General features: G+C 65.3%; 19 protein-coding genes. 9 read left to right on the top strand and 10 right to left on the bottom strand.

Annotated features, from left to right (window positions below; genetic code table 11):
* Positions 1–48 precede the first annotated feature (48 nt).
* From tldD to FXB41_RS33310, 3 genes are read left to right on the top strand one after another with little or no spacing between them, the layout of a single operon-like run.
* Positions 49–1,476 (top strand): metalloprotease TldD, encoded by a 1,428-nt coding sequence (gene tldD, locus FXB41_RS33300; RefSeq protein WP_219684757.1) that lies wholly within the window; start codon positions 49–51, stop codon positions 1,474–1,476.
* Positions 1,473–2,249 carry a signal peptidase I gene (gene lepB, locus FXB41_RS33305; protein ID WP_007599422.1) on the top strand — a complete coding sequence of 259 codons (777 nt, stop codon included), beginning with the start codon at positions 1,473–1,475 and terminating at the stop codon, positions 2,247–2,249. The genes tldD and lepB overlap by 4 nt, the downstream gene beginning before the upstream one ends.
* A 54-nt stretch (positions 2,250–2,303) precedes the next feature.
* On the top strand, positions 2,304–2,870 hold the full coding sequence (locus FXB41_RS33310; protein WP_219684774.1) for a nucleotidyltransferase family protein: 567 nt from the start codon (positions 2,304–2,306) through the stop codon (positions 2,868–2,870).
* 160 nt (positions 2,871–3,030) lie between these two features.
* Here FXB41_RS33310 and FXB41_RS33315 read toward each other — a convergent pair whose 3' ends face one another.
* The 3 genes from FXB41_RS33315 to FXB41_RS33325 form a co-directional block, all read right to left on the bottom strand.
* Positions 3,031–3,603 carry a PAN domain-containing protein gene (locus tag FXB41_RS33315; protein ID WP_219684758.1) on the bottom strand — a complete coding sequence of 191 codons (573 nt, stop codon included), beginning with the start codon at positions 3,601–3,603 and terminating at the stop codon, positions 3,031–3,033.
* Between the two features lie 112 nt (positions 3,604–3,715).
* A complete protein-coding gene (locus FXB41_RS33320) occupies positions 3,716–5,086 on the bottom strand; it encodes a glutamate--cysteine ligase (protein WP_007599418.1) in 1,371 nt (456 codons plus the stop codon).
* A gap of 99 nt (positions 5,087–5,185) precedes the next feature.
* Complete coding sequence (locus FXB41_RS33325) at positions 5,186–5,680, bottom strand: MarR family winged helix-turn-helix transcriptional regulator (RefSeq protein ID WP_007599417.1); 495 nt, start codon at positions 5,678–5,680, stop codon at positions 5,186–5,188.
* A 126-nt stretch (positions 5,681–5,806) separates the two neighbouring features.
* On the opposite strand from FXB41_RS33325, the gene gstA reads away from it, so the two are divergent.
* A complete protein-coding gene (gstA, locus tag FXB41_RS33330; protein WP_027515262.1) occupies positions 5,807–6,421 on the top strand; it encodes a glutathione transferase GstA in 615 nt (204 codons plus the stop codon).
* 70 nt (positions 6,422–6,491) lie between these two features.
* Here gstA and FXB41_RS33335 read toward each other — a convergent pair whose 3' ends face one another.
* The 4 genes from FXB41_RS33335 to FXB41_RS33350 form a co-directional block, all read right to left on the bottom strand.
* Positions 6,492–8,705: an FAD-dependent oxidoreductase gene (locus FXB41_RS33335; RefSeq protein WP_219684759.1), complete on the bottom strand. Its 2,214-nt coding sequence runs from the start codon at positions 8,703–8,705 to the stop codon at positions 6,492–6,494.
* Positions 8,706–8,724: 19 nt separating this feature from the next.
* Positions 8,725–9,933 carry an acetyl-CoA C-acetyltransferase gene (locus FXB41_RS33340; protein ID WP_219684760.1) on the bottom strand — a complete coding sequence of 403 codons (1,209 nt, stop codon included), beginning with the start codon at positions 9,931–9,933 and terminating at the stop codon, positions 8,725–8,727.
* A gap of 68 nt (positions 9,934–10,001) precedes the next feature.
* The gene (locus tag FXB41_RS33345; protein WP_219684761.1) at positions 10,002–11,792 is read right to left on the bottom strand and encodes an acyl-CoA dehydrogenase C-terminal domain-containing protein; all 1,791 of its coding nucleotides are present in this window, start codon (positions 11,790–11,792) and stop codon (positions 10,002–10,004) included.
* A 38-nt stretch (positions 11,793–11,830) separates the two neighbouring features.
* Positions 11,831–12,217: a nuclear transport factor 2-like protein gene (locus FXB41_RS33350; protein ID WP_219684762.1), complete on the bottom strand. Its 387-nt coding sequence runs from the start codon at positions 12,215–12,217 to the stop codon at positions 11,831–11,833.
* Positions 12,218–12,416: 199 nt separating this feature from the next.
* On the opposite strand from FXB41_RS33350, the gene FXB41_RS33355 reads away from it, so the two are divergent.
* The 4 genes from FXB41_RS33355 to FXB41_RS33370 all read left to right on the top strand — a co-directional run bounded on the left by FXB41_RS33355 (position 12,417) and on the right by FXB41_RS33370 (position 18,869).
* Entirely contained in the window at positions 12,417–13,007 is a 591-nt protein-coding gene (locus FXB41_RS33355) for a PadR family transcriptional regulator (protein ID WP_219684763.1), read from the top strand.
* Between the two features lie 363 nt (positions 13,008–13,370).
* A complete protein-coding gene (locus FXB41_RS33360; protein ID WP_219684764.1) occupies positions 13,371–16,811 on the top strand; it encodes a tetratricopeptide repeat protein in 3,441 nt (1,146 codons plus the stop codon).
* A gap of 373 nt (positions 16,812–17,184) precedes the next feature.
* The gene (locus FXB41_RS33365; RefSeq protein ID WP_007599400.1) at positions 17,185–18,102 is read left to right on the top strand and encodes a sulfite exporter TauE/SafE family protein; all 918 of its coding nucleotides are present in this window, start codon (positions 17,185–17,187) and stop codon (positions 18,100–18,102) included.
* Positions 18,099–18,869: a TIGR02186 family protein gene (locus FXB41_RS33370; protein ID WP_219684765.1), complete on the top strand. Its 771-nt coding sequence runs from the start codon at positions 18,099–18,101 to the stop codon at positions 18,867–18,869. The genes FXB41_RS33365 and FXB41_RS33370 overlap by 4 nt, the downstream gene beginning before the upstream one ends.
* A 144-nt stretch (positions 18,870–19,013) precedes the next feature.
* Here the strand turns inward: FXB41_RS33370 and FXB41_RS33375 are convergent, their stop codons facing one another.
* Together FXB41_RS33375 and FXB41_RS33380 are read right to left on the bottom strand one after the other, a co-directional pair.
* The gene (locus tag FXB41_RS33375) at positions 19,014–19,787 is read right to left on the bottom strand and encodes an MBL fold metallo-hydrolase (protein ID WP_007599397.1); all 774 of its coding nucleotides are present in this window, start codon (positions 19,785–19,787) and stop codon (positions 19,014–19,016) included.
* A gap of 12 nt (positions 19,788–19,799) precedes the next feature.
* Positions 19,800–20,711 (bottom strand): DMT family transporter, encoded by a 912-nt coding sequence (locus FXB41_RS33380; protein ID WP_219684766.1) that lies wholly within the window; start codon positions 20,709–20,711, stop codon positions 19,800–19,802.
* A 95-nt stretch (positions 20,712–20,806) separates the two neighbouring features.
* Here FXB41_RS33380 and FXB41_RS33385 point away from each other — a divergent pair, with 95 nt between their 5' ends.
* Positions 20,807–21,670: a LysR family transcriptional regulator gene (locus FXB41_RS33385; RefSeq protein WP_219684767.1), complete on the top strand. Its 864-nt coding sequence runs from the start codon at positions 20,807–20,809 to the stop codon at positions 21,668–21,670.
* Positions 21,671–21,908: 238 nt separating this feature from the next.
* On the opposite strand, the gene pdeM is transcribed toward FXB41_RS33385, so the two are convergent.
* Complete coding sequence (gene pdeM / locus FXB41_RS33390; protein WP_219684768.1) at positions 21,909–22,580, bottom strand: ligase-associated DNA damage response endonuclease PdeM; 672 nt, start codon at positions 22,578–22,580, stop codon at positions 21,909–21,911.
* Between the last annotated feature and the right edge of the window lie 53 nt (positions 22,581–22,633).

Below are 22,633 nucleotides of genomic sequence, written 5' to 3' on the forward strand. Positions count from 1 at the left end.
CCGGGAAACCATTATCTTGCCTCACATCCCCCGATAATGGACGGACGCATGACCAACCCTGCCACAACCTCCCTGCTCGACCGCGCCAATCTCGACCGCGATCAGGTTCGCAACGAGCTCGCGCGCGGGCTTGCCGGTGCCGACGACGGCGAATTGTTCCTGGAATACAGCCAGACCGAAGCGCTGATGTTCGACAATGGGCGGCTGAAGCAGGCGACCTACGACACCTCGCAAGGTTTTGGCCTGCGCGCCGTCAAGGACGACGCGGTCGGCTACGCGCATTCCTCGGACGTGTCGCTGCCGGCGCTGATTCGCGCTGCGGACGCGGTCGCGGCCGTGCGCGGTGGCTATTCCGGCAACTTCGCCGCGCCTCCAGCGCATACCAACGTGCGGCTTTACAGTGACGACAATCCGCTCGATGCCCCCGGCTTCGAGACCAAGGTCAAGCTGCTCGCCGAGATCGACGCCTATCTGCGCGACAAGGATCCGCGGGTGCGGCAGGTCAGCGTCAGCCTGGGCGCGACCTGGCAGGTGGTCGAGATCCTGCGGCCCGACGGCGAGAGCTATCGCGATATCCGCCCGCTCGTGCGCGTCAACGTCTCCGTCGTCGCCGGTCAGGGCGACCGCCAGGAAAGCGGCAGCAAGGGCTATGGCGGCCGCGCCGGCTACGCCGAATTCATCGAAGCTAAGTCCTGGCGCGACGCCGCCGACGGCGCGCTGCGCGAGGCCCTCGTCAATCTGGAATCGATTCCCGCCCCCGCCGGCGAGATGGACGTCGTGCTCGGGGCCGGCTGGCCCGGCGTGATGCTGCATGAGGCGGTCGGTCATGGCCTCGAAGGTGACTTCAACCGCAAGAAGACGTCTGCGTTTGCCGGTCTGATGGGCCAGCAGGTCGCGGCCAAGGGCGTGACCGTGGTCGACGACGGCACCATTGCCTCGCGCCGCGGCTCGCTGTCGATCGACGACGAGGGCACGCCGACCAACCGCACCGTGCTGATCGAGGACGGCGTCCTGGTCGGCTATATGCAGGACCGTCAGAACGCGCGCCTGATGAATATGAAGCCGACCGGCAACGGGCGCCGCCAGGGCTATGCCCATGTGCCGATGCCGCGCATGACCAACACCTACATGCTCGCGGGCGACCGCGATCCGGCCGAGATCCTCGCGTCGGTGAAGAACGGCGTCTTCGCCGCGAATTTCGGCGGCGGCCAGGTCGACATCACCTCGGGCAAATACGTGTTTCAATGCACCGAGGCCTACAAGATCGAGAACGGCAAGATCGGTGCGCCCCTGAAGGGCGCCATGCTGATCGGCAACGGGCCGACCGATTTGCATCGCATCCGCATGATCGGCAACGACCTCGCGCTCGATACCGGCATCGGCACCTGCGGCAAGAACGGTCAGGGCGTGCCGGTCGGCGTCGGCCAGCCGTCGCTGTTGATGGAACGCATTACGGTGGGTGGAACAGGCGGATGAGCGTCGAGAAGATAACTGTCACCACCAAGCGGAAGGGCAGCGGCTGGGCCGGCCAGCTCGTGCAGCTCGCCGGCATCGTCGCCGCGGTATTCATCGCCAAGGGTGCGCTGGCCGAACCGTTCTACGTGCCGTCGGGCTCGATGGAGCCGACGCTGTTGATCGGCGACGCCTTGATCGCCTCGAAATTCCCCTACGGCTACGGCACCTCGTCGCTGCCGATCCAGATCAACCTGCCTGAGAGCGGCCGCGTGTTCGCGGAGACGCCGAAGCAGGGCGACGTCGTCGTCTTCCGCTGGCCCGGCGACCGCTCGCAGGCCTGGGTCAAGCGCGTCGTGGGCCTGCCCGGCGACCGCATCCAGCTGCGCCAGGGCCAGCTCTTCGTCAATGACCGCCCCGCCGAGCTGAAGCCGGACGGCGTTGGCGCCGCCGAGGACGACAATGGCGGCAGCGAACCCGCCTATCGCTATGTCGAGACGCTGCCGAATGGCGTCTCGCACCTGATCTTCAAGATGCGCGACAACGGTCCGCTCGACAACACGCAGGAAGTGACGGTGCCGGCGGGCCATCTCTTCGTGCTCGGCGACAACCGCGACAACTCCGCCGACAGCCGCGTGCCCCTGCGCTCCGGCGGCGTCGGCATGTTGCCGATCGACAATCTGGTCGGCCGCGCGGATGCCGTGCTCGGATCCTGGGATCTCGGCATCCGGGGCCAGCCGGTGTGGACCTGGCTGTCCGGATTTCGCATGGCGCGGTTTTTCACCGCCGTGCATTGAAGGCAGGAACGTCCTCACCTCTCTCCTGCATGCGGGAGAGGGAGTGCAATAGTGATGGTCCGCGACGAATTTCTGGCTCTCGCCCTGCGAAATCCGTTGAACGCAGCGATCCTCGATGAAATTCATCGCCTCGCGCTGCCGGATGCGTGGCTCGTCGCGGGCTGCCTGGTGCAGACGGTGTGGAACGTGCTCACGGGCCGCCCGATCGATCACGGCATAGCCGATTACGACGTGTTCTATTTCGATTCCGACACCTCATGGGAGGCGGAAGACGCAGTGATCCGCAAGCTGCACGCACAGCTCGCGCATCTCGGCCCCAAGGTCGAAATCCGCAACCAGGCGCGCGTGCACCTTTGGTATCCCGGCAAGCACGGTCTGCCCTATCAGCCCTTGATGCGCGCGACCGACGGTATCGACCGCTTCCTCACGGAGAATACGCAGGTGGGCATCCGCCCTGCCGGAGGGGATTTCGACGTCTACGCGCCGCACGGGTTCGACGACGTCGCGAAGCTGATTGTGCGACCCAATCGGACGCCGAATTTTTCCGCCGCCAATTACGCGGCGAAGGCGGCACGCTGGAAGACGCTGTGGCCCGAGATCACGGTGATCGCGGCGGAGTGAGATGTCCGCTTTACCCTCCTCGTCATTACGAGGAGCGAAGCGACGAAGCAGTCCAGAGTGCCGCCGCGGAAGCAATTCTGGATTGCTTCGCGGAGCCTGTCATCGGGCCGCGCTTCGCGCGGACCCGGTGGCTCGCAAGGACGGTGGTGAGAGCTGCATGCTATCTCACCACGCCCGACGTGAACCCCGCCTTCCGCCGCGGCGGTTTGATTTCCTTTTTCAGGAAGCAGCGCGCTTCGCGTCCGGTGTAGCCGGGGCGGGCATAGGTGAAGGCGCGGCATTTGTTGTCGGCGGTGCAGGCGGCCTTGCAGGCCTCTTCGCCTTCGCCGTCCTTCATCTCGAAATTGCGCAAATCGCCGCCGGGGCGGTCGATCGAGGTCTCCACGCCTTCGACGCGCGGCTCGATCACGCCGGCGCCCCGCACACCGGAGATGCAGCAGCTTCCCGGCACGCGCGCAGGCACCGTGTTCTTCAGCCAGCACACGGCCGAGCCGCCTTCGACGTCCGGATAGCTGAAGCTCCACGAGCGGCACCGGCGGTCGCGCTCGCACAGCAGCGCGCAATCCTCCGGATCGCCCGACGTGACCGGGGTGCTGAAATAGTCTCCGCCGGGCCGGTCGAACGCCGTCTGGGCACGCGCAGGCCAGCTCGCAAACACGAGCGAAAGCAGCGCAGCGCAGGCCACGACGCTTGCCAGGACGCTTGCCATGACGGCCAGGCGGCCCTTCCCCATCGGAACAGCTTTCGAGTTATTGACGACGCTCGGGTTTTTCAGCCGGCCATTTGATCGCCGCAAACCTGTACGGGCGATGAACGGCTCGGCTCCCGACCGCTCGTCTTGTGTCCTAGAACGCGTATTCCGCGTAGGCTGGTTCCACCGAGCCGTTCCAGGGACCCTTGAACTTGTCGAGCATCTCCTCAGCCGGCGTGCGGCCGGAATCGATGATGCGATCGAGCGGCTCCAGATGCCTGGTCTCGTCGCGGCCGAGCTGGTCGATCCGGCCGCGCCGGCGCAAGCCGGCATGTGCCAGAACGAGGCACTCCTTGGCGATCTCGAACAGATAGCGGTCCTTGATCCGCGACTTGAAGCCGAAGCGCGGCACGTCGTCGCGCAGGGCCTGGCGCTCATGCGCGCTCCAATGCTTCACCAAGTCCCAGGCGGCATCCAGCGAGACATCGTCGTAGAGCAGCCCGGCCCAGAACGCCGATAGCGCCGGCAGACGGCCCCACGGGCCACCATCGGAGCCGCGCATCTCGAGATAGCGCTTGAGCCGCACCTCCGGGAAAATCGTCGAAAGATGGTTGGCCCAGTCCGACAACGTCGGACGTTCCCCAGGCAAATTGTTGTTGCGACCATCGAAGAAGGCGCGGAACGAGGAGCCCGAGACGTCGATGTAGTCCTCGTCGCGCTTGACGAAATACATGGGCACGTCGAGCGCGTAATCGACATAGCGCTCGAAGCCCATGCCGTCCTCGAATGCCCACGGCATCATGCCGGCACGCGCGTTGTCGGTATCGCGCCAGATCTCGGACCGGAAGGAGAGAAAGCCGTTCGGCTTGCCCTCGGTAAACGGCGAATTGGCGAACAAGGCGGTCGCGACCGGCTGAAGCGCGAGCGAAACACGCAGCTTCTTGACCATGTCGGCTTCGGAGGAGAAGTCGAGATTGGTCTGTACCGTGCAGGTCCGGTACATCATGTCGAGGCCGTACTGGCCGACCTTCGGCATGTAATTGGTCATGATCTTGTAGCGGCCCTTGGGCATCACCGGGATGTCGGCGCGCGACCAGGACGGCGTCATGCCGAGCCCGAGGAAGCCGATGCCGAGCGGCGTTGCGATCTCGCGCACCTGCGCCAGATGCGCCATCAGCTCACTCTGGGTCTGGTGCACGTTTTCGACCGGAGCGCCCGAAAGCTCGAACTGCCCACCGGGCTCCAGCGAAATCGCGCCGCCGCCGGTGACGTCGTAGAGGCCGATGATGTTGCCCTTCTCCATGATCGGCTCCCAGCCGAGCAGGAGCTTCATGCCTTCGAGCAGCGCGCCGATACCGCGCGGGCCCTCATAGGGCACTGGGCAGTGGCCTTCGAGCGTGAACGGCGTCTTCTCATGCTCGGTGCCCATGCGGAATTCGGACGGGTCCTTGCAGCCTTCCTCGAACCACTTGACGAGTTCGTCACGCGATTGCAACGGCGTCATATCGATCTGGTCTCGCGCCATATCAGACTCTAATCAAAAGCGCTTCGATCGAACGCGCGTGGGTGACAGGGATGGTCCGCGCAGCCACCGGCTGCACGGACGAGCTGGTTTGCCGCGCGATCATCGCAACGGCGTGGTTTCGTTGACGTGGGCAGGCGGCAGTTTCATCTCGCCGCACGAGCAGCCCAGACGGTCGAGCAGACCGCTGAGCTTCACGGCATCCGCATCGGACAGCTTCGAACCGACATATTTCTCGATCGCGGCCGAATAGGCGCCCCACATCCGCTTCTGCAATTCGCGCCCGGCTTCCGTGATCTCCACGAACTGGCCGCGCTTGTCGATCTTGCATTCGCGCCGCGAGGCGAGGCCTTCGTCGACCAGGCGGTCGATCAGCCGCGATGTCGAATATTGCGGGATCAGCATCTGCCGTTCGAGTTCGACCGGCCGGAGCTCGCCCGAGGGCGCCCGTGACAGTTCGAGCAGCGCGTCATACCATGCCAGCGGTGGGAAGCCGGCCTTCTTCAGGTCCTGCTCGACGCAATTGAGCACACGGCTCTGCACCCGCATCAAGCGGATCCAGGCGGAAGTCGCCTCGGTCGATGGTTTGCGTTTCATGGTCCCGCTCAAGCTCGTCGCCCGTCTCTTACCCTATTCGATGCAGCTGCATCAATCTTGACTGTTTCAAGCAGATGCATGTAGTCGTTCTTTCGCCTGAACCAAGCAACAAGAGGAGGAAATTCCATGAAATTGTACTATTCGCCCGGTGCCTGCTCGCTATCCCCCCATATCGCGCTCCTGGAAGCCGGCCTGCCGTATGAACTGGTCAAGGTCGATATCCGGGCCAAGAAGCTCGAAAACGGTGAGGATTATCTGAAGCTGAACCCCAAGGGCCAGGTCCCTGCGCTGGGCCTCGATAGCGGAGAGATCGTGACCGAAGGCCCGGTGATTGTCCAGATGATCGCCGATCAGGCCTCAGCCAAGGCACTGGCGCCGGCCCACGGCAGCTCCGAGCGATACAAGCTGCTCGAATGGCTCAACTTCCTCACCTCGGAGGTCCACAAGAGCTTCGGCCCGATGTTCGCGCCGACGCTGAACGACGAGGCCAAGGCCTTCTTCAAGGACCGCGTCATGGGCAAGCTGAAATACATCGATAGTCAGCTCGCCGGCCGCGACTACCTCATGGGTAAGCAGTTCACGGTGGCTGACGGCTATCTCTTCACGATGCTGACCTGGGGCGACCGGATGAAGTTCGACCTCTCGGCGATGCCGAACCTTGCCGCCTACAAGACCCGAGTCGCGGCGCGGCCGCAGGTGCAGGAAGCGATGAAGAAGGAAGGATTGATCCAGGCGGCCTGAGCGCACATGCGAAAGGCCGGATCGAGAATCCGGCCTTTCGTAATTTTCGTCCCGGCTACGGTTCAGAGAATCACGCCGCCGCCTTGTTCGGAGCGAAGCGGCCGTAGAACGTTTCTCCCTTCGCGGCCATCTCCTCGAGGAGTTTCGGCGGGGTAAAGCGCGAGCCGTATTTCGCCTCCAGCTTGTGACAGAGCTCGACGAACTTCTTCGTGCCCATGAAGTCGATGTAGGACAGCGTCCCGCCGGTGAACGGCGCGAAGCCGAAGCCGAGGATCGAGCCGACATCCGCCTCGCGCGGATCGGTGATGACGTGATCCTCCACCGTGCGCGCGGCTTCCACCGCCTGCACCACCAGGAAGCGCTGCTTCAGCTCCTCGACGTCGAGCGTATCAGGATCGAGCTGCTTGGGCTGCAGTGCGGACAGGCCCGGCCACAGGCTCTTCTGACCCTTGCCCTTCTCGGGGTAGTCGTAGAAGCCCTTGCTGTTCTTGCGGCCCAGTCGGCCCTGCTTCTCGACCATTTCCACCATCAGCTTCTTCTGATCAGGATTGATGGCGTTGGGGCCGAGGTCGGCTTCCGTCGCCTTCATGATCTTGAGCCCGAGGTCGAGCGCGACCTCGTCCGACAGCGAGAGCGGGCCAACCGGCATGCCGGCCATCTTGGCGCAGTTCTCGATCATCGCGGGCGGCACGCCCTCGAGGAACATCTCGTTGCCTTCGGCGACGTAGCGGCCGACGCAGCGATTGGCGAAGAAGCCTCTGGAGTCGTTGACGACGATCGGGGTCTTGCCGATCTGGCGGACGTAGTCGAGCGCGGTCGCGATCGCGAGATCGCCGGTGTTCTTGCCCTGGATGATCTCGACCAGCATCATCTTCTCGACCGGCGAGAAGAAGTGGATGCCGACGAACCTGCCCTGGTCCTTGAAGGATTCCGCCAGCGAGGTGATCGGAAGTGTCGAGGTGTTGGACGCGAAGATCACGTCCGGCTTCATATGCTCCTGCGCCTTGGCAAAGGTATCCGCCTTGACCTTGCGGTCCTCGAACACGGCCTCGATGACGAGATCGACGTCCTTCAGTGCGGAATAGTCCGCGGTCGGCGTGATGCGCGCGAGCAGGGCTTCTGCGTCGCCGGGCTTGGCGCGGCCCTTCTTGATCTGCTCTTCGATCACCTTCTGCGCATGCGCCTTGCCCTTGTCGGCGCTCTCCTGGTCGCGATCGATCAGGACGACGTCGAGACCGGCACGGGCCGAGACATAGCCGACGCTCGCCCCCATGAAGCCAGCGCCGATCACGGCGATCTTCTTCACCTTGGTCGGCGGCACATCCTTCGGACGGCGCGCGCCCTTGTTGAGCTCCTGCATCGACAGGAACAGGCTGCGGATCATCGCCGCCGCTTCCTTCGAGCGCAGCACCGAGGTGAAGTAGCGCGACTCGACACGGAGCGCGGCGTCGATCGGCAGCTGCAGGCCCTCATAGACGCAGCTCATGATCGCGCGTGCGGCCGGATAATTGTCGTAGGTCTCGCGGCGATAGATCGCGTTGCCGGCCGGGAACATCATCATGCCGGCCTTGGAGAACACCGGGCCGCCCGGCAGCTTGAAGCCCTTCTCGTCCCAGGGCGCGACGGCCTTGCCGCCGCCCTTGATCCAGTCCTTTGCCGTCTTGATGAGGTCGGCGGCGGGAACGACGGCGTGAATCAGATTCAGCGCCTTGGCTTTCTCGACCGTGACCGGATCGCCCTTGAGCAGGATCGTCATCGCCTCCTGCGGCGGCACCAGGCGCGGCACGCGCTGCGTGCCGCCAGCGCCCGGGAAGAGGCCGACCTTGACCTCGGGCAGACCAAGCCGCGTCTTGGGATTCTCCGCCGCCACGCGATAGTGGCAGCACAGCGTGATCTCGAAACCGCCGCCGAGCGCGAGACCGTTGATCGCCGCCGCCCACGGCTTGCCGGAGGTCTCGATCGAGCGCAGCACCTGTGAGAAGCGCCGGCTCTGCTCGAACAGCATCTGGTTCGCCGCCGTCTCGCCCTGCTCCTTGAAGACCTTTGCGTAGGCCTGGTTCATGCCTTCGAGCATGGAAAGATCGGCACCCGCGCAGAACGCTTCCTTTGCGGAGGTGATGACGACGCCCTTTACCGCGGCATCCGCCGTGGTCGCCTTGACGATCGCGTCGAGCTCGCTGGTCGAGGTCTCGTCGAGCACGTTCATCGAACGGCCCGGGATGTCCCAGGTGACAAGCGCGATGCCGTCGGAATCGGTCTCAACCTTGAAGTTCTTGTAAGCCATGCTGGTTGCTCCCCTACCCTTAGACGCGTTCGATGATGGTGGCAGTGCCCATGCCGCCGCCGATGCACAGCGTCACCAGTGCGGTCGCCTTGTTGGTGCGCTCGAGCTCGTCGAGCACGGTGCCGAGGATCATGGCACCGGTCGCGCCCAGCGGATGGCCGAGCGCGATCGCACCGCCGTTGACGTTGATCTTGGCGTTGTCGATGTCGAAGGCCTGGATGTAGCGCAGCACGACGGAAGCGAAGGCCTCGTTGAGCTCGAACAGGTCGATGTCCGACTTCTTCATGCCGGAGCGCGCAAACAGCTTTTCAGTGACGTCGACCGGGCCGGTCAGCATCATCGCGGGCTCGGAGCCGATATTGGCGAATGCGCGGATTCTTGCACGCGGCTTCAGGCCGTATTTGCTAGCCGCTTCCTTGCTGCCGAGCAGAACCGCGCCGGCACCATCGACGATGCCCGACGAATTGCCGGCGTGGTGCACGTAATTGACGCGCTCGATTTCCGGATGCGACTGCACCGCGACGCCGTCGAAGCCGCCCATCTGCGCCATCATCGTGAACGCCGGCTGCAGCTGCGCCAGCGACTGCATCGTCGTCGACGGACGCATGTGCTCGTCCTTGGCGAGGATGGTGAGGCCGTTGATGTCCTTCACCGGGACGACCGACTTGTCGAAGCGGCCTTCATCCCAGGATTTCGCCGCGCGCTGCTGGCTCTGCACCGCATAGGCGTCGACATCGTCGCGCGAGAAGCCGTATTTGGTCGCGATCAGATCGGCCGAGATGCCCTGCGGCATGAAATAAGCCGGCACGGCCATCGACGGGTCCATCGGCCAGGCGCCGCCGGACGCACCGATGCCGACGCGGCTCATCGATTCGGCGCCGCCGCCGATCACGAGTTCGTGCTGGCCGCTCATCACCTGGGCTGCGGCAAAATTCACGGCATCGAGGCCGGAGGCGCAGAAGCGGCTGATCTGCACGCCCGGCACCGCTTCGCCGAGGCCCGCCTTCAGCGCGGCAAAGCGCGCAATGTCGGAGCCGGCTTCGCCGACCGGATCGACTACGCCGAGAATGACGTCATCGACGGAATCTTCCGGCAGGTTGTTGCGGTCCTTGAGCGCCTTGAGCGGCACGGTCGCGAGCGCGAGCGCGGTGACTTCGTGCAGCGCGCCGTCAGCCTTGCCGCGGCCGCGGGGGGTGCGGACGTGATCGTAGATATAGGCATCTGCCATGGGAGCCTCCTGATTGCGGTTATTGGTGGGGCCGCGGCGCGGCCGGATTATTGGTGCAGCGAAAATCCTCAGAAAGCTTCCGCCGGCAGCTCCATGATGGTGGCGGAGCCGGCCTGGATGCGCGCGAGATTGGCCGCGGTCTCCGGCAGCATCCGCTCCATGAAGAAGCGGCCGGTGACGAGCTTGGTCGAGAGATAGGGCGTCGTCCCGCTCTCGGCAATCTTGGCCTGCGTCACCTTCGCCATCTTCGCCCACATGTAGCCGAGCGCGACGAAACCGAAGAGATTCAGGTAATCGGTCGCGGCGGCTCCGGCATTGTCGGGCTTCGCCATCGCGTTCTGCATCAGCCACGTCGTGGCCTGCTGGAGATGGCCGAGCGAAGCCGAGAGCGGGGTGATGAAGGACTTCATCGCCTCGTCGCCGCCGTTCTCCTTGGCGAAGGCCATGACCTCGCCGAAGAACGCCATGATGGCGCGGCCGCCATCGCGCGGCAGCTTGCGGCCGACGAGGTCGAGCGCCTGGATGCCGTTGGCGCCTTCGTAGATCATGGCGATGCGGGCATCGCGCACGAACTGCTCCATGCCCTGCTCGGCGATGTAGCCGTGGCCGCCATACATCTGCTGCGCCTGCACCGCGTTGGCGAAGCCGCAATCGGTGAGAAAGCCTTTCAGGACGGGCGTCATCAGGCCCATGTGATCGTCGGCGGCCTGGCGGTCCTTGGGATCCTCGGAGCGATGGGCGACGTCGCTCTTCAGCGCGGTCCACATCACGAAGGCGCGCGCGGCCTCGTTGAAGGAGCGGATCGACAGCAGCGTGCGACGCACGTCGGGATGGACGATGATCGGATCGGCCGGCTTGTCCGGCGCCTTGGCACCGGTGAGCGAACGGCCCTGGATGCGATCCCGGGCATAGGCGACCGCGTTCTGATAGGCCACTTCCGACTGTGCGAGACCCTGCACGGCGACGCCGAGGCGGGCCTCGTTCATCATCACGAACATGCCCTGCATGCCCTTGTTCTCTTCGCCGATCAGCCAGCCCACGGCGTTGTCGTAATTCATCACGCAGGTGGAATTGCCGTGAATGCCCATCTTGTGCTCGATCGAGCCGCAGACGACGCCGTTGCGCTGCCCCACCGAACCGTCGGCATTGACCATGAATTTCGGCACCACGAACAGCGACACGCCCTTGATGCCGGCGGGCGCGCCCTCGATACGGGCCAGCACGAGGTGGATGATGTTGGGCGCGAGGTCATGCTCGCCGGCCGAAATGAAGATCTTGGTGCCCGTGATCTTGAAGCTGCCGTCGGCCTGCCGCACCGCCTTGGTGCGGAGCATGCCGAGGTCGGTGCCGCAATGCGGCTCGGTCAGGTTCATGGTGCCGGTCCACTCGCCGGCCACCATCTTCGGCACGTAGGTCTGCTTCTGCTCCGGCGTGCCGTGGACGATCAACGCCGCGGTCGCGCCCATGGTGAGGCCGCCATACATCGAGAACGCCATGTTGGCGGAGATCTGGAATTCGTTGACCGCCTGGGAGAGCGTCACCGGCAGACCCTGGCCGCCGAACTCGGTCGGCGCCGACAGGCCGAGCCAGCCGCCCTCGGCGACCTGCTTGAACGCCTCCTTGAAACCCTTTGGCGTGGTGACGCTGCCGTCATCGGCGCGCTTGCAACCTTCGAGATCGCCGACGCGGTTGAGCGGCTGCAGCACCTCTTCGGCGAGCTTGGCGGCTTCGCCGAGAATGGCTTCACGCACGTCGCTCGACGCATCGGAGAAGCCGGCCAGATTGTCGTAGCGGTCGATCTGGAAGACGTCGTTGAGCAGGAAGTTCACGTCTTCGACGGGGGCTTTGTAGATCGGCATGGTGGTCTCCCGGCAGGCCTTGAAGTGATGATGCTGGCTTAGGATTGAGCGGCGGCCAACTGCTCCGCCATCAGGCGATGCAGCATGTTGATGGCCTTGAGCGGCCGCACCATCACCTTGAAATGCGTGATGCGTCCCTCGCCGTCGAAACTGATGATGTCGACGCCGTTGATCTCGATGCCGTCGATGATGGTCTTGAATTCGAGCACGGCGCCGCTCTCACTCTTCCATTCGCCGACATAGGTGAAGCCGGGACCGCCAAGCACCTTCTCGGCGCTGGCCAGATATTTGAAGGTGATGTCGCGGCCGCGCTGCGGCGCGTGCACGACGGGGCTTTCGAAGATCGCGTCGGGATGGAGCAGGTCCCAGAGCGCTGCCTGGTCATGCGACTTCATGTAGCCGTACCAGGACTCGAGGCCGGTCATTCAGCTGCCTCCCTAAAGGCTTCGGCAAAAAACGCGAAAACAACCCCATGCACAGTAGCGCGAAGGTTGATTCCATTGGGGTTTTCGGGGCGGTGTTTGCCCTCGTTCTTGGATCACCTCATATGCACATTGACGCATATGCGCCGATGCGCATAAAGTCAAGCCAATTGGTTAAGGTCAAGAACAGGAGGACCGGGTCATGGCTTTGGGCGACGCAATCCTCGCATGCCTGACGGAACATCCGATGACGGGCTACGAGCTCGCCAAGACATTCGATTCCTCGATCGGCTTCTTCTGGAAGGCCGACCACCAGCAAATCTACCGCGAGCTCTCCAAGCTGCGCGACCGCGGCTACATCCAGGGCCGCGAGGTCGTGCAGACCGGCAAGCCCAATAAGCTGATCTATACGCTGACTCCGGAGGGCCGAACAGCGCTGCGGCACTGGGCCGCGCGGCCAAGCACGCCCCCCTCGATCAAGGACGACCTCCTGGTGCGGCTGCATGCGCTCGACAGCATCGGCCTCGAGCCCATGCGCACCGACCTGATGGCCCGGCTCGAGCACCACCGCGATCGCCACGAGAACTACGAGCGCATCCTGAAGAAGCGCTTTCCCGAGGGGGCGGCGTCCGGCGTGCTCGACCTCGGTAACCTCCTCCTGCTTCAGCTCGGCGCCCGGCACGAGCAGATGGTGGCCGATTTCTGCGAAGAGGCGCTCGAGGCCCTGTCGGCGATGAGCGCTGGCGGCACCGTGGTGCCGCTTGAGGACGGCAAGCGCGAGGGCAAGGGCTGAGCGGGTCGAGCCCGACCGTTATGCGTGCTGCTGCCACGCTCTCCGCCGTCATCGCTCGCCTTGGGCGCAATTGCGCACTGGGGCGGGCGATCCAGCATTCCAGAGGCTGCGCGGCTGGAATCGAGGGGCTGCAGCGTGCTGGATGCCCCGCTTTCGCGGAGCATGACAGCGGTGGGTGTCGCACACCGCTGGCCAACTTTAAGACACCGTCAACGGGTTCCTTAACCCGTTATTTACCGTAACAGACAAAAGTCGGTTTTCGAGGCAGACGACCCGCGCCAAATTCGATTGTCTTTGCAACGGGCACGCGTGGGGAGGCTGGAGGCGCCGGGTGGGGCGCCGGAGTCGGGACCGGACATAGTCATGAATTCGCGCGTATCGTGGAGTGTTGACGGCATCGATCCCTCCGTCCGGGAGCGGGCCGAAGCTGCTGCGCGTCGCGCCGGCATGTCACTCAACGATTGGCTGAACTCCACGCTCGGCGAGACCGCCCCGCCAAACTTTCGCGGACTTTACGACCAGCGTCCGCAAGCCCAGCACGTCCCGAGTCAACTGCCGAGCCAAGTCCCGAGTCACGTGCCGAGCCAGGAAAGCCGCGAAGTCGCCGACATCCACCAGCGGCTCGACGCCATCACCCAGCAGATCGAACGGATTTCCAAGCCCGCGCCGCGGCAAGATCCTTCGCGACAAGATACTCCGCGACCAGACGTCTCGCGCGAGCAAGGCGTTGCGCGCCAGCTCAACGACGCGATCTCGCGGCTCGATGCCCGGCTGTCGCAAATTTCGAAACCGCAGCAGGCTCCGGCACCGCGGCAGGCACCCGTTGAAACGCGCCAGCGTCAGGCCGATGCGGTCGAGCGCGCGGCAGCGCAGGTCTATCGCAGCTCACCGCCCCTGAGCCCCGCTTCGTTCGACGTCGCGGTCGCCGAGATCACGGCACGGCAGAGCGAGCTCGACGGCTTTACGCCCAGGCAGATGCCGCCGCGCGCAGCACCCTCGATCGCGCCTGCGGCAGCTCCTTACGCGCCCCCCGCGCCGCCTGCCTACGCTCCGCCGCCACCGCAGCCGGGGCCGGGGCCGGATTTCTCTGCGCTCGAGCGTCATCTGCTCAAGATCACGAGCCAGATCGAATCGCTCCAGCGCCCCGACAATACCGAGCAGGCGATCAACAGTTTCCGCAGCGAGCTTGCGGAGATCCGCAACGCCATCACCGAGGCGATGCCGCGCCGCGCGATCGAATCGATCGAGAACGAGATCCGCTCGCTGCATCGGCGCATCGACGAGACCCGCTCCAACGGCACCGACGGTCAGGTCCTGTCCGGCATCGAGCACGCGCTGTCCGAGATCAAGCAGGTGCTCCGCACGCTGACGCCGGCCGAGCAGCTCACCGGCTATGACGAGGCGATCCGCAATCTCGGCGCCAAGCTCGATCTGATCCTGCGCGCCAATGACGATCCCTCGACGGTCCGCCAGCTCGAAGGCGCGATCTCGGCGCTGCGCGGCATCGTCTCCAACGTCGCTTCCAACGAAGCGCTGGCCCGGCTCTCGGATGACGTGCAGCTGCTGTCGTCCAAGGTCGACCAGGTCACCCGTGCGTCCGGCCAAGGCGACAGCTTTGCGGTGCTGGAGCAACGCATCGCAGCGCTCACCGCGGCTCTGGAAACGCGCGAGCGCCCTCAGCCATCCGAGAGCAGCGAGCATCTCGAAAGCGCGATCCGCGCCCTGTCCGACCGTTTCGACCGCATGCAGGTCGGCAACGACTCGGCTTCGACCTTTGCTCATCTTGAACAGCGGGTCTCGTATCTTCTGGAGCGGCTCGAGGCCGCCTCCGATCCGCGCAACGGGAATTTCAGCCGCGTCGAGGACGGGCTGCACGACATCCTGCGCCACCTGGAGCGGCAGCAGGCGACCTATTCGGCGCTGGCCGAGAGCCGCAACTCCGCGCCCCCTGCCGAGTCCGGCATGGTCGATCTCGTCAAGCGCGAGCTCTCCGACATCCGCTTCAGTCAGGCCGAGACGAACCGGACCACCCAGGACTCGCTGGAGGCCGTCCACAACGCCCTTGGCCACGTCGTCGATCGTCTCTCGATGATCGAGGGCGATCTGCGCAATGTGCGCACCGCGCCGCCCGCCCCAGCGCCGCAGCCGATGCCGATGGCCGCTCCCATGGCGCCCGCGCCGATGGCGCACGAGCCGCGGCCGCAGCAACAGCAGCACCCGAAATACGATCCGAAGCCCGAGCTGCCCAATCCGGCCGCCGCGCAGGCGGCGCAAGCCGCCTTCGCCGCCGCGCCGCGCGAATTCCATGCCGCCGCGCCGGCAGCGCCGCCGCCGATGCCGATGGCACCGCCGGTTCCGCCACGCGCGATCAGCGAAATCCTGGAGCCGCATACGGCGCCCACGCGCGCCGCGCTCGCGCCCGAACTGCCGCCGGATCATCCGCTCGAGCCCGGCACCCGGCCGGGTGCACGCATCGCCACGTCGTCGGAGCGCATTGCTGCGTCCGAAAGCGCAATCAGCGAAATCCCGGCCGCGCCCAAGGAGCCGGTGTCGTCGTCGAGCTTCATCGCCGCCGCGCGCCGCGCAGCCCAAGCCGCCGCCGCGCAGCCGCCCGAAAAGCCGGCCCGTGGCGCCAAGGCCGCAATCGCCCGCGCCAAGGACAAGGGCCAGGAAGGTGGCGCGACCATCACCTCGAAGATCCGCTCGCTGCTGGTTGGCGCGAGCGTGGTCGTGATCGTGCTCGGCACCTTCAAGATGGCGATGAACCTGCTCGATGGCAGCAGCCCGTCGCCGTCGCCGCAGGCGATGGAGAATTCGTCGCCCGCGCCCGCGCCGCAGGCCCCGCCGCCGGTCGAGAACAAGCCCGCCACGCCCGAGCAGGTCACGCCGTCGATGACCTCGCCGACCCCGATCGGAAAACAGTCGCAGAACAATGCCGCGCCGGGGTCCGTGACGAGCCCGAGCGGCACCGCTTCGGTCGAAATCCCGCAAACCGCGGCGCCAACCCCGCCTGCGGCCTCCAGCGACGTCACCGGCGCGCTGTCGGGCACGAGCCGTGCGAAACTCGCGATGATCCAGGTGCCGCCGAGCGAAAAGCTGCCTGACGGCATCGGTGGCCCCGGCTTGCGCACCGCCGCGATGAAGGGCGATGCGACCGCAGCCTACGAGATCGGCGTGCGCTTGGCCGAGGGCAAGGGCGTGGCCGCGAATTACGACGAAGCCGCCAAATGGTACGACCGCGCGGCACAGGCCGGCGTGGTGCCCGCAACCTTCCGCCTCGGGACACTCTACGAAAAGGGTCTCGGCGTGAAGAAGGACGCCGACATCGCCCGCCGCTACTACACGCAAGCCGCCGAGCGCGGCAACGCCAAGGCGATGCACAATCTCGCGGTGCTCGATGCCGATGGCGGTGGACGCGGCGCCAATTACAAGAGCGCGGCACTGTGGTTCCGGAAGGCCGCCGACCGTGGCGTTGCCGACAGCCAGTTCAACCTCGGTATCCTCTACGCCCGCGGCATCGGGGTGGAGCAGAACCTCGCCGAGTCCTACAAATGGTTCACACTCGCCGCCGCCCAGGGTGACGCAGACGCAGCAACCAAGCGCGACGACGTCGCCAAGCGGCTCGACCCGCAATCGCTCGCCGCCGCCAAGCTCGCGATCCAGACCTTCAGCGCCGAGCCGCAGCCCGACGACGCCGTCAACGTTGCGGCCCCGAACGGCGGCTGGGACAGCGCGCCGCAGGCCAACGCGAAGCCGGCGCCGAAGCCGGTTGCGAGCAAGAAGTCGGCGTCGGCGGTGCATTAATCGGTTTAGTACGCTTTCTCCTCTTGTCGTCGCCCGGCTTGACCGGGCGACCCAGTATTCCAGAGGCCGGCGTTAAAGAGCTCGCTCTCACGACAACGGGGCGGCGTACCAGTATTGGAGAGACACCGGTTTGATGCGGAAAGGCCGCGGCGTACTGGATGCCCCGGTCAAGCCGGGGCATGACCGTGGAGAACGTGGCGAAGTCCTCGGCGCACGAAAAGTGGCCATCTGATTCCTCACCCCCATTCACCACGCCCGAAATTCCTGGTCCCGCCCGCTACCGAATTCCGCTATTGAGGGACGCGGCAATCGTTCTGCCCTCCTGCGAGCATTCCGCGCAATCGATCCGTCTCGCCGGAAGCGTGGTCTCTCGATGCAGCTCTATCTCCCGATCGCCGATCTTCCGGTCAACGTCTTCCTCGTGCTAGCGATGGGCGCGGCGGTCGGCTTCGTCTCCGGCATGTTCGGGATCGGCGGCGGCTTCCTGATGACGCCGCTTCTGATCTTCATCGGCATCACACCGGCAGTCGCGGTCGCTTCCGTCGCAAGCCACATCGCCGCCTCGTCCTTTTCCGGCGCCCTCGCTTATTGGCGGCGACGCGCGATCGACCCGGCGCTGGCGAGCGTGCTGTTATGCGGCGGCGTAACCGGGACGGCTCTCGGGGTGTGGACCTTCACGCAGCTGCGCGCGCTCGGCCAGCTCGATCTGATGATCGCACTGTCCTACGTCGTGCTGCTCACCACCGTCGGCAGCCTGATGTTCTCCGAAGGCCTGCGTGCCCTGATGCGGACCCGGCGCGGCGCGGTGCCGCCGCGACGCACGCATAACTGGATCCATGGCCTGCCGCTGAAGATGCGGTTCAAGCGCTCCAAGATCTACCTCTCGGTCATTCCGATCGTGATCGTCGGCATCCTGATCGGCTTCATTGGCGCCATCATGGGCATCGGCGGCGGCTTCATCCTGGTGCCGATCATGATCTATTTGCTGCGGGTGCCGACCTCGACGGTGATCGGGACGTCGATGGTCCTGACGCTGGTCACGATGCTGTTTGCGACCTTGCTGCATGCCGTGACCAATCATTTGGTCGACGCGGTGCTGGCGCTGATCCTGATGGTCGGCGGCGTCACCGGCGCCCAATTCGGCGCCCGCGCCGGCCAGAAGATCCGCGGCGAGCAGTTGCGGCTGCTGCTTGGCCTCTTGATCCTCTCGGTCGGCGTCCGCTTCGCCATCGAGCTGGTGATCCGGCCAGAGGATCTCTTCACCATCCGCGAGCTGGGAGTGAACGGATGATGCGCGCAGCTCTCGCGGTCCTGCTTGTCCTGCTGCTCGGCTCCGTCGCACGCGCCGAGCGGCTGATCGTGTCGGTCTCCAACCATCGCGTTACGGTGACGCCGAACTATTCCGGCGAGGAGCTGGTGCTCTTCGGCTCGGTCGAGAAGGACGCCTCTACGCCCGCTGACCGCAAGACCTACGATCTCGTCGTCACCGTGATGGGCCCCCGCGCCGACATGGTGACGCGGCGCAAGGAGCGCACCTTCGGGATCTGGATCAACACCGACTACCGCCAGTTCCTGGCGGTGCCGAGCTATCTCGCATTGTTCGCCAACCGCTCCTTCGAGGCGATCACCTCGCCCGAGATCGCGCGACGCCAGCAGATCGGGCTCAACAACGTGCTGCTGACCCAACGCGTCAGCGGCGACTATGCCGATGTGGTGCCGAACGACGCGTTCCGCTCCGCCTTCATCCGCCTGCGCACCCAGCGCGGTCTCTACCGCGAGGATCCGAGCGCGGTGACGTTCCTGACATCGACCCTGTTCCGCACCGGCATTCCACTGCCGGCGGAGGTGCCGATCGGCACCTATGAGGTCGAGATCAAGCTGTTCGCCGACGGCGCGTTCATCGGCAAGACCGAGACCGCGTTCGAGATCGTCAAGGTCGGCTTCGAGCAGTTCGTCGCGACGACGGCGCGCCAGAACGGGCTGATCTACGGCCTCGTCACCGCCGCGATGGCGCTGATGACGGGCTGGATGGCGTCGATTGTTTTCAGGAAGGATTGAGGGAACTACGCTCTCTCCTCTCGTCGTCGCCCGGCTTGACCGGGCGACCCAGTATTCCAGAGGCCGGCGTTAGGCAGTTCGCTCTCACAACTACCGCCGCGGCGTACTGGATGCCCCGGTCAAGCCGGGGCATGACAGTTGGGGCTACGGCGCCTGCACCACGGTCGGCACCCCCGGCTCCAGCAATCGCAGCCTTGTGCCAAAACCCAGCACATCAAACGTCTTGCGCAGATCCTCGCCGTTCTGGCGGAAATGCGCCCAACCCTCCGTATGAACCGGCACGATCATCGCATCGGGGAAGGCGCGTGCGGTCTCGATGGTGTCGTTGGTGTCCATGGTGAGATGAAACGGCCCGCGCGTTTGCGCGGCGCCAGCGAACGGCATCACCACGCCGCATTTGAAGCGGCGCGCGACCTCGGCGACGCCGTCGAACCAGGTGGTGTCGCCGCTGATATAAACCGAAGTGGTGTCGGTCCGGCTCGACGACACCACGAAACCGATGACGTCGCCCGACAGCGGCTCGATGCCGGCCGGGCCGTGGCGCGCGGGCGTGGCGGTGATCGTCAGCGTATTGCCGTCACCGTCTTTCAGATGCGAGGTCGCCCATGGCGCGAGGCCTTCGACATGGCCGCCCAGGCGCTTGGCGCCGGCCTCGGTCGTCAGCGCGCGCGGCGCTTTAAGCAGATAGTCACGGCCGGAATTGTCGAGATTGTCGGAATGCTGGTCGTGGCTGAGCAGGACCGCGTCGACCGGGCCGATTGCGTCGGCCTTCAGCGCGGGTCCAATCGTCTTCTCCAGCTTCACATGCGGCAGTTGATAGGCGCCGGGCGCATCGAAGGTCGGGTCAGTGAGCAGGCGGAAGCCATCGATCTCGATCAGCGCAGTGGGACCGCCGATCAGGGTGATGGAAATGGGCATGATGGACTCCTCTTACGAGACGGATTTTGCGGGCCGCGTCACCAGATAGATGCCAAGTGCGACCGGGATGATTCCGAGCAGATCGCGGGCCTCGACATGCTCGCCGAGCACGAGATACGCGAACAGCATTCCGAGCGGCGGCATCAGGAAATGATAGGCACTGGCAGCCGTCGCGCCACACACTTTCAGGAGATGAAACCAGAGCCAGTAGGCCATGATCGAGCCGCCGAGCACGAGGAAGGCGAAAGCGCCGATCAGGCCCGGCGTGAAGTCGATGGCATGGACGTCAGCGAAGGTGAGCGCGACCGGCGTCAGCACGATGCCGGCGGCGAGATTCTGCACGCCATTGCCGATCCACAACGAGCCCTTTGGCGCGAGCAGCTTGAACAAAATGGTGCCAGCGACGAGGGAGGCAAGCGAGGCCAGCGTGAACACGATGCCGTGCAGCGAGTCGGTGCCGACCGACAGGCGGTGCCAGACGATCAAGGTCACGCCCATGATGCCGAGCAGGAGGCCGCTCGCCTTGCGCCACGTCATGCCTTCGCCGAGCAGAATCGCGGCGAGGCCCGCCGTGAACACCGGATTGGCGGACACGATCAGGCCGCCGAGGCCGGCGGAGACCGATTGCAGCCCGGTGTAGCCGAGGCCGAGATAGAGCGCGTTGTTGGCAACGCCGAGCGCGGCGAAGATCGCGGCATCGCGCCACGACAGCGACCAGTCGTCGCCGCGGGCCAGCGTGGCACCGAGGATCAGGATGCCGGCGAGCGAGAAGCGGGCCGCGAGGAGGATCAGCGGCGGGCAATGGGTTACGCCGATCTTGCCGGCGACGAAGGCGTAGCTCCAGAGCAGGCAGAACGCGCCGATGGCGAGCGGCAGCGTATTGAAGCGGCTGCGGGAAGCGGCAAGCGAGGGGGCGAGCGACATGACAATCTCCTGAGCCCTCGATCTAGGGAGCCGGCTTGTCATTTGGAAATTAAATGATTAACTTCTACTCAGTGGATTCTCGAATGGAGGCGCCCATGCTCGATCTGGAGCTCCTGCGCAGCTTCGTGTCGGTGGTCGATGCCGGCGGCTTCACCCGCGCCGGCGAGCGCGTCCATCGCACCCAATCGACCGTCAGCCAGCAGATCAAGCGGCTGGAGGAGGATGTCGGACAGGTGCTGCTGCATCGTGACGGCAAGGATTTGCGCCCGACCGAAGCCGGCGAACGGCTGCTGTCCTATGCGCGGCGGCTGTTGTCGCTTGCGGAAGAGGCTCGCGACGTGCTGCGCCAGCCCGACGGCGAAGGCGCGATCCGGCTCGGCATCCCCGAAGACTTTGCGGCGTACCGGCTGGCGAAACTGCTCGGCGCCTTCTCGCGTTCGCATCCGGGCCTGCGGCTCGATGTGCGCGCCGACCAGAGCAAGAACCTGGCGCGGGACCTCGATCGCGGCGAGCTCGATCTCGCATTGTTCAAGCGCGCAGCCGGTGAGAAGGGCGCAATTGCGGTGTGGCCGGAGCAGGTGCACTGGGTCACCAGCAAGAGCCATCCGATCCACGCGGATGTCGCCTCGGTGCCGCTGATCGGCTTTCCGCTCGGCTGCCTCTACCGCGCCGGCGCCATCCACGCGCTGGAAAGTGCGGGCCGCATCTGGCACATGTCCTATACGTCATCGAGCCTCGCCGGCATCCAAGCCGCGGTCGCTGCCGGCATGGGGCTGAGCATCCTGTCGGAGATGGCGATCCAGTCCGACCACCGCGTGCTGACCGCGAAGGATGGATTTGCGCCAATCAACCGGACCGAAGTCGCGTTGATGGCCGCGCCGGGTGCAAGCCCCGCGACGCTGCGGCTCGCCGATCGGCTGGCAGAGTTCTGCGATGACGTGCAGGCGAAGGCGGCGTGAACCGTTGCGATAGTCGCGATCTGCGGCTGCGAGACCGGTACGTTCCCTCCCCCCTTGTGGGGGAGGGTTAGGGAGAGGGGTACCACACGGGGACTATCTCGATTCGCACACGCGTTTGCGCGACGCCAACGCGCAACTTTTCCTGGGCTACCCCCCTCCCCTGCCCTCCCCCACAAGGGGGGAGGGAGCGCAGTGTGCGCGTGGTGAGAGGGTTCAGCCCGATCGAAGCGATAGCTAGTCAATAACACCGCGACGCCGCGATCGCGTGGACGCGGCGGTCGCCGAGCAAATGCGCGACAAAACCGTTCTTCGGAAAGATCTTTGCAAACGCAACGTCGCGGATGCTGAGGCCGCCGGCATAGGCGCCGAAGGCGGGCATCACGGCGCGCATCCCATCACAGGCGAAACAACGTCGCTCCATCGAACGGCCACGTGTGGAGACGCGGGCCTTGGGATGGAGATGGCCGGCGATCTCGCCGCCCGCGCCGGTCGGCTCGTGGCGGAAGGTGATCGGGCCGATCGCGACTTCGTCGGCGACGGTGCCGCCGAGATCACGCGGCAGCGCCGGATCGTGATTGCCCGAAATCCAGATCCAGTCGCGGCCGGCCTGCAAGGCAGCGACCGCGTCGCGATCCTCCGCCGACAGCCGTCCATGCGCGGTGCGATCGTGAAAGCTGTCGCCGAGCGCGATGACGATTCGGGGATCATGGCGGGAGATGACAGCAGCGAGACGACCGAGCGTCGCGATGGTGTCGTAAGGCGGCAGCAGCACGCCGCGCATGGCGAAGCTGGAACCTTTTTCCAGATGCAGGTCGGAGACGACGAGCAGGCGCTGCTCTTCCCAGAACAGTGCCCCGGAAAGATCGGCCACGAACGTCACGCTGCTGATGCTGACATTCGAAACGCGCATGTCCTCGTTATCTCCTGAAACCAGCGCGCCTGCCGTCACGTCAAAACCTGCTG

The organism is Bradyrhizobium canariense, assembly GCF_019402665.1.
Taxonomy (GTDB): Bacteria; Pseudomonadota; Alphaproteobacteria; order Rhizobiales; family Xanthobacteraceae; genus Bradyrhizobium; species Bradyrhizobium canariense.

Bases quoted from the DNA above. Each gene is read 5' to 3' on its own strand.
- FXB41_RS33360 (WP_219684764.1), top strand. From the start codon at position 13,371: ATGAATTCGCGCGTATCGTGGAGTGTTGACGGCATCGATCCCTCCGTC.
- FXB41_RS33320 (WP_007599418.1), bottom strand. From the start codon at position 5,086: ATGGCGCGAGACCAGATCGATATGACGCCGTTGCAATCGCGTGACGAA.
- FXB41_RS33335 (WP_219684759.1), bottom strand. From the start codon at position 8,705: ATGGCTTACAAGAACTTCAAGGTTGAGACCGATTCCGACGGCATCGCG.
- gstA (WP_027515262.1), top strand. From the start codon at position 5,807: ATGAAATTGTACTATTCGCCCGGTGCCTGCTCGCTATCCCCCCATATC.
- FXB41_RS33315 (WP_219684758.1), bottom strand. From the start codon at position 3,603: ATGGGGAAGGGCCGCCTGGCCGTCATGGCAAGCGTCCTGGCAAGCGTC.
- FXB41_RS33370 (WP_219684765.1), top strand. From the start codon at position 18,099: ATGATGCGCGCAGCTCTCGCGGTCCTGCTTGTCCTGCTGCTCGGCTCC.
- FXB41_RS33310 (WP_219684774.1), top strand. From the start codon at position 2,304: ATGGTCCGCGACGAATTTCTGGCTCTCGCCCTGCGAAATCCGTTGAAC.
- FXB41_RS33380 (WP_219684766.1), bottom strand. From the start codon at position 20,711: ATGTCGCTCGCCCCCTCGCTTGCCGCTTCCCGCAGCCGCTTCAATACG.
- FXB41_RS33375 (WP_007599397.1), bottom strand. From the start codon at position 19,787: ATGCCCATTTCCATCACCCTGATCGGCGGTCCCACTGCGCTGATCGAG.
- lepB (WP_007599422.1), top strand. From the start codon at position 1,473: ATGAGCGTCGAGAAGATAACTGTCACCACCAAGCGGAAGGGCAGCGGC.
- FXB41_RS33385 (WP_219684767.1), top strand. From the start codon at position 20,807: ATGCTCGATCTGGAGCTCCTGCGCAGCTTCGTGTCGGTGGTCGATGCC.
- FXB41_RS33350 (WP_219684762.1), bottom strand. From the start codon at position 12,217: ATGACCGGCCTCGAGTCCTGGTACGGCTACATGAAGTCGCATGACCAG.
- FXB41_RS33325 (WP_007599417.1), bottom strand. From the start codon at position 5,680: ATGAAACGCAAACCATCGACCGAGGCGACTTCCGCCTGGATCCGCTTG.
- FXB41_RS33355 (WP_219684763.1), top strand. From the start codon at position 12,417: ATGGCTTTGGGCGACGCAATCCTCGCATGCCTGACGGAACATCCGATG.
- FXB41_RS33345 (WP_219684761.1), bottom strand. From the start codon at position 11,792: ATGCCGATCTACAAAGCCCCCGTCGAAGACGTGAACTTCCTGCTCAAC.
- tldD (WP_219684757.1), top strand. From the start codon at position 49: ATGACCAACCCTGCCACAACCTCCCTGCTCGACCGCGCCAATCTCGAC.
- FXB41_RS33340 (WP_219684760.1), bottom strand. From the start codon at position 9,933: ATGGCAGATGCCTATATCTACGATCACGTCCGCACCCCCCGCGGCCGC.
- pdeM (WP_219684768.1), bottom strand. From the start codon at position 22,580: ATGCGCGTTTCGAATGTCAGCATCAGCAGCGTGACGTTCGTGGCCGAT.
- FXB41_RS33365 (WP_007599400.1), top strand. From the start codon at position 17,185: ATGCAGCTCTATCTCCCGATCGCCGATCTTCCGGTCAACGTCTTCCTC.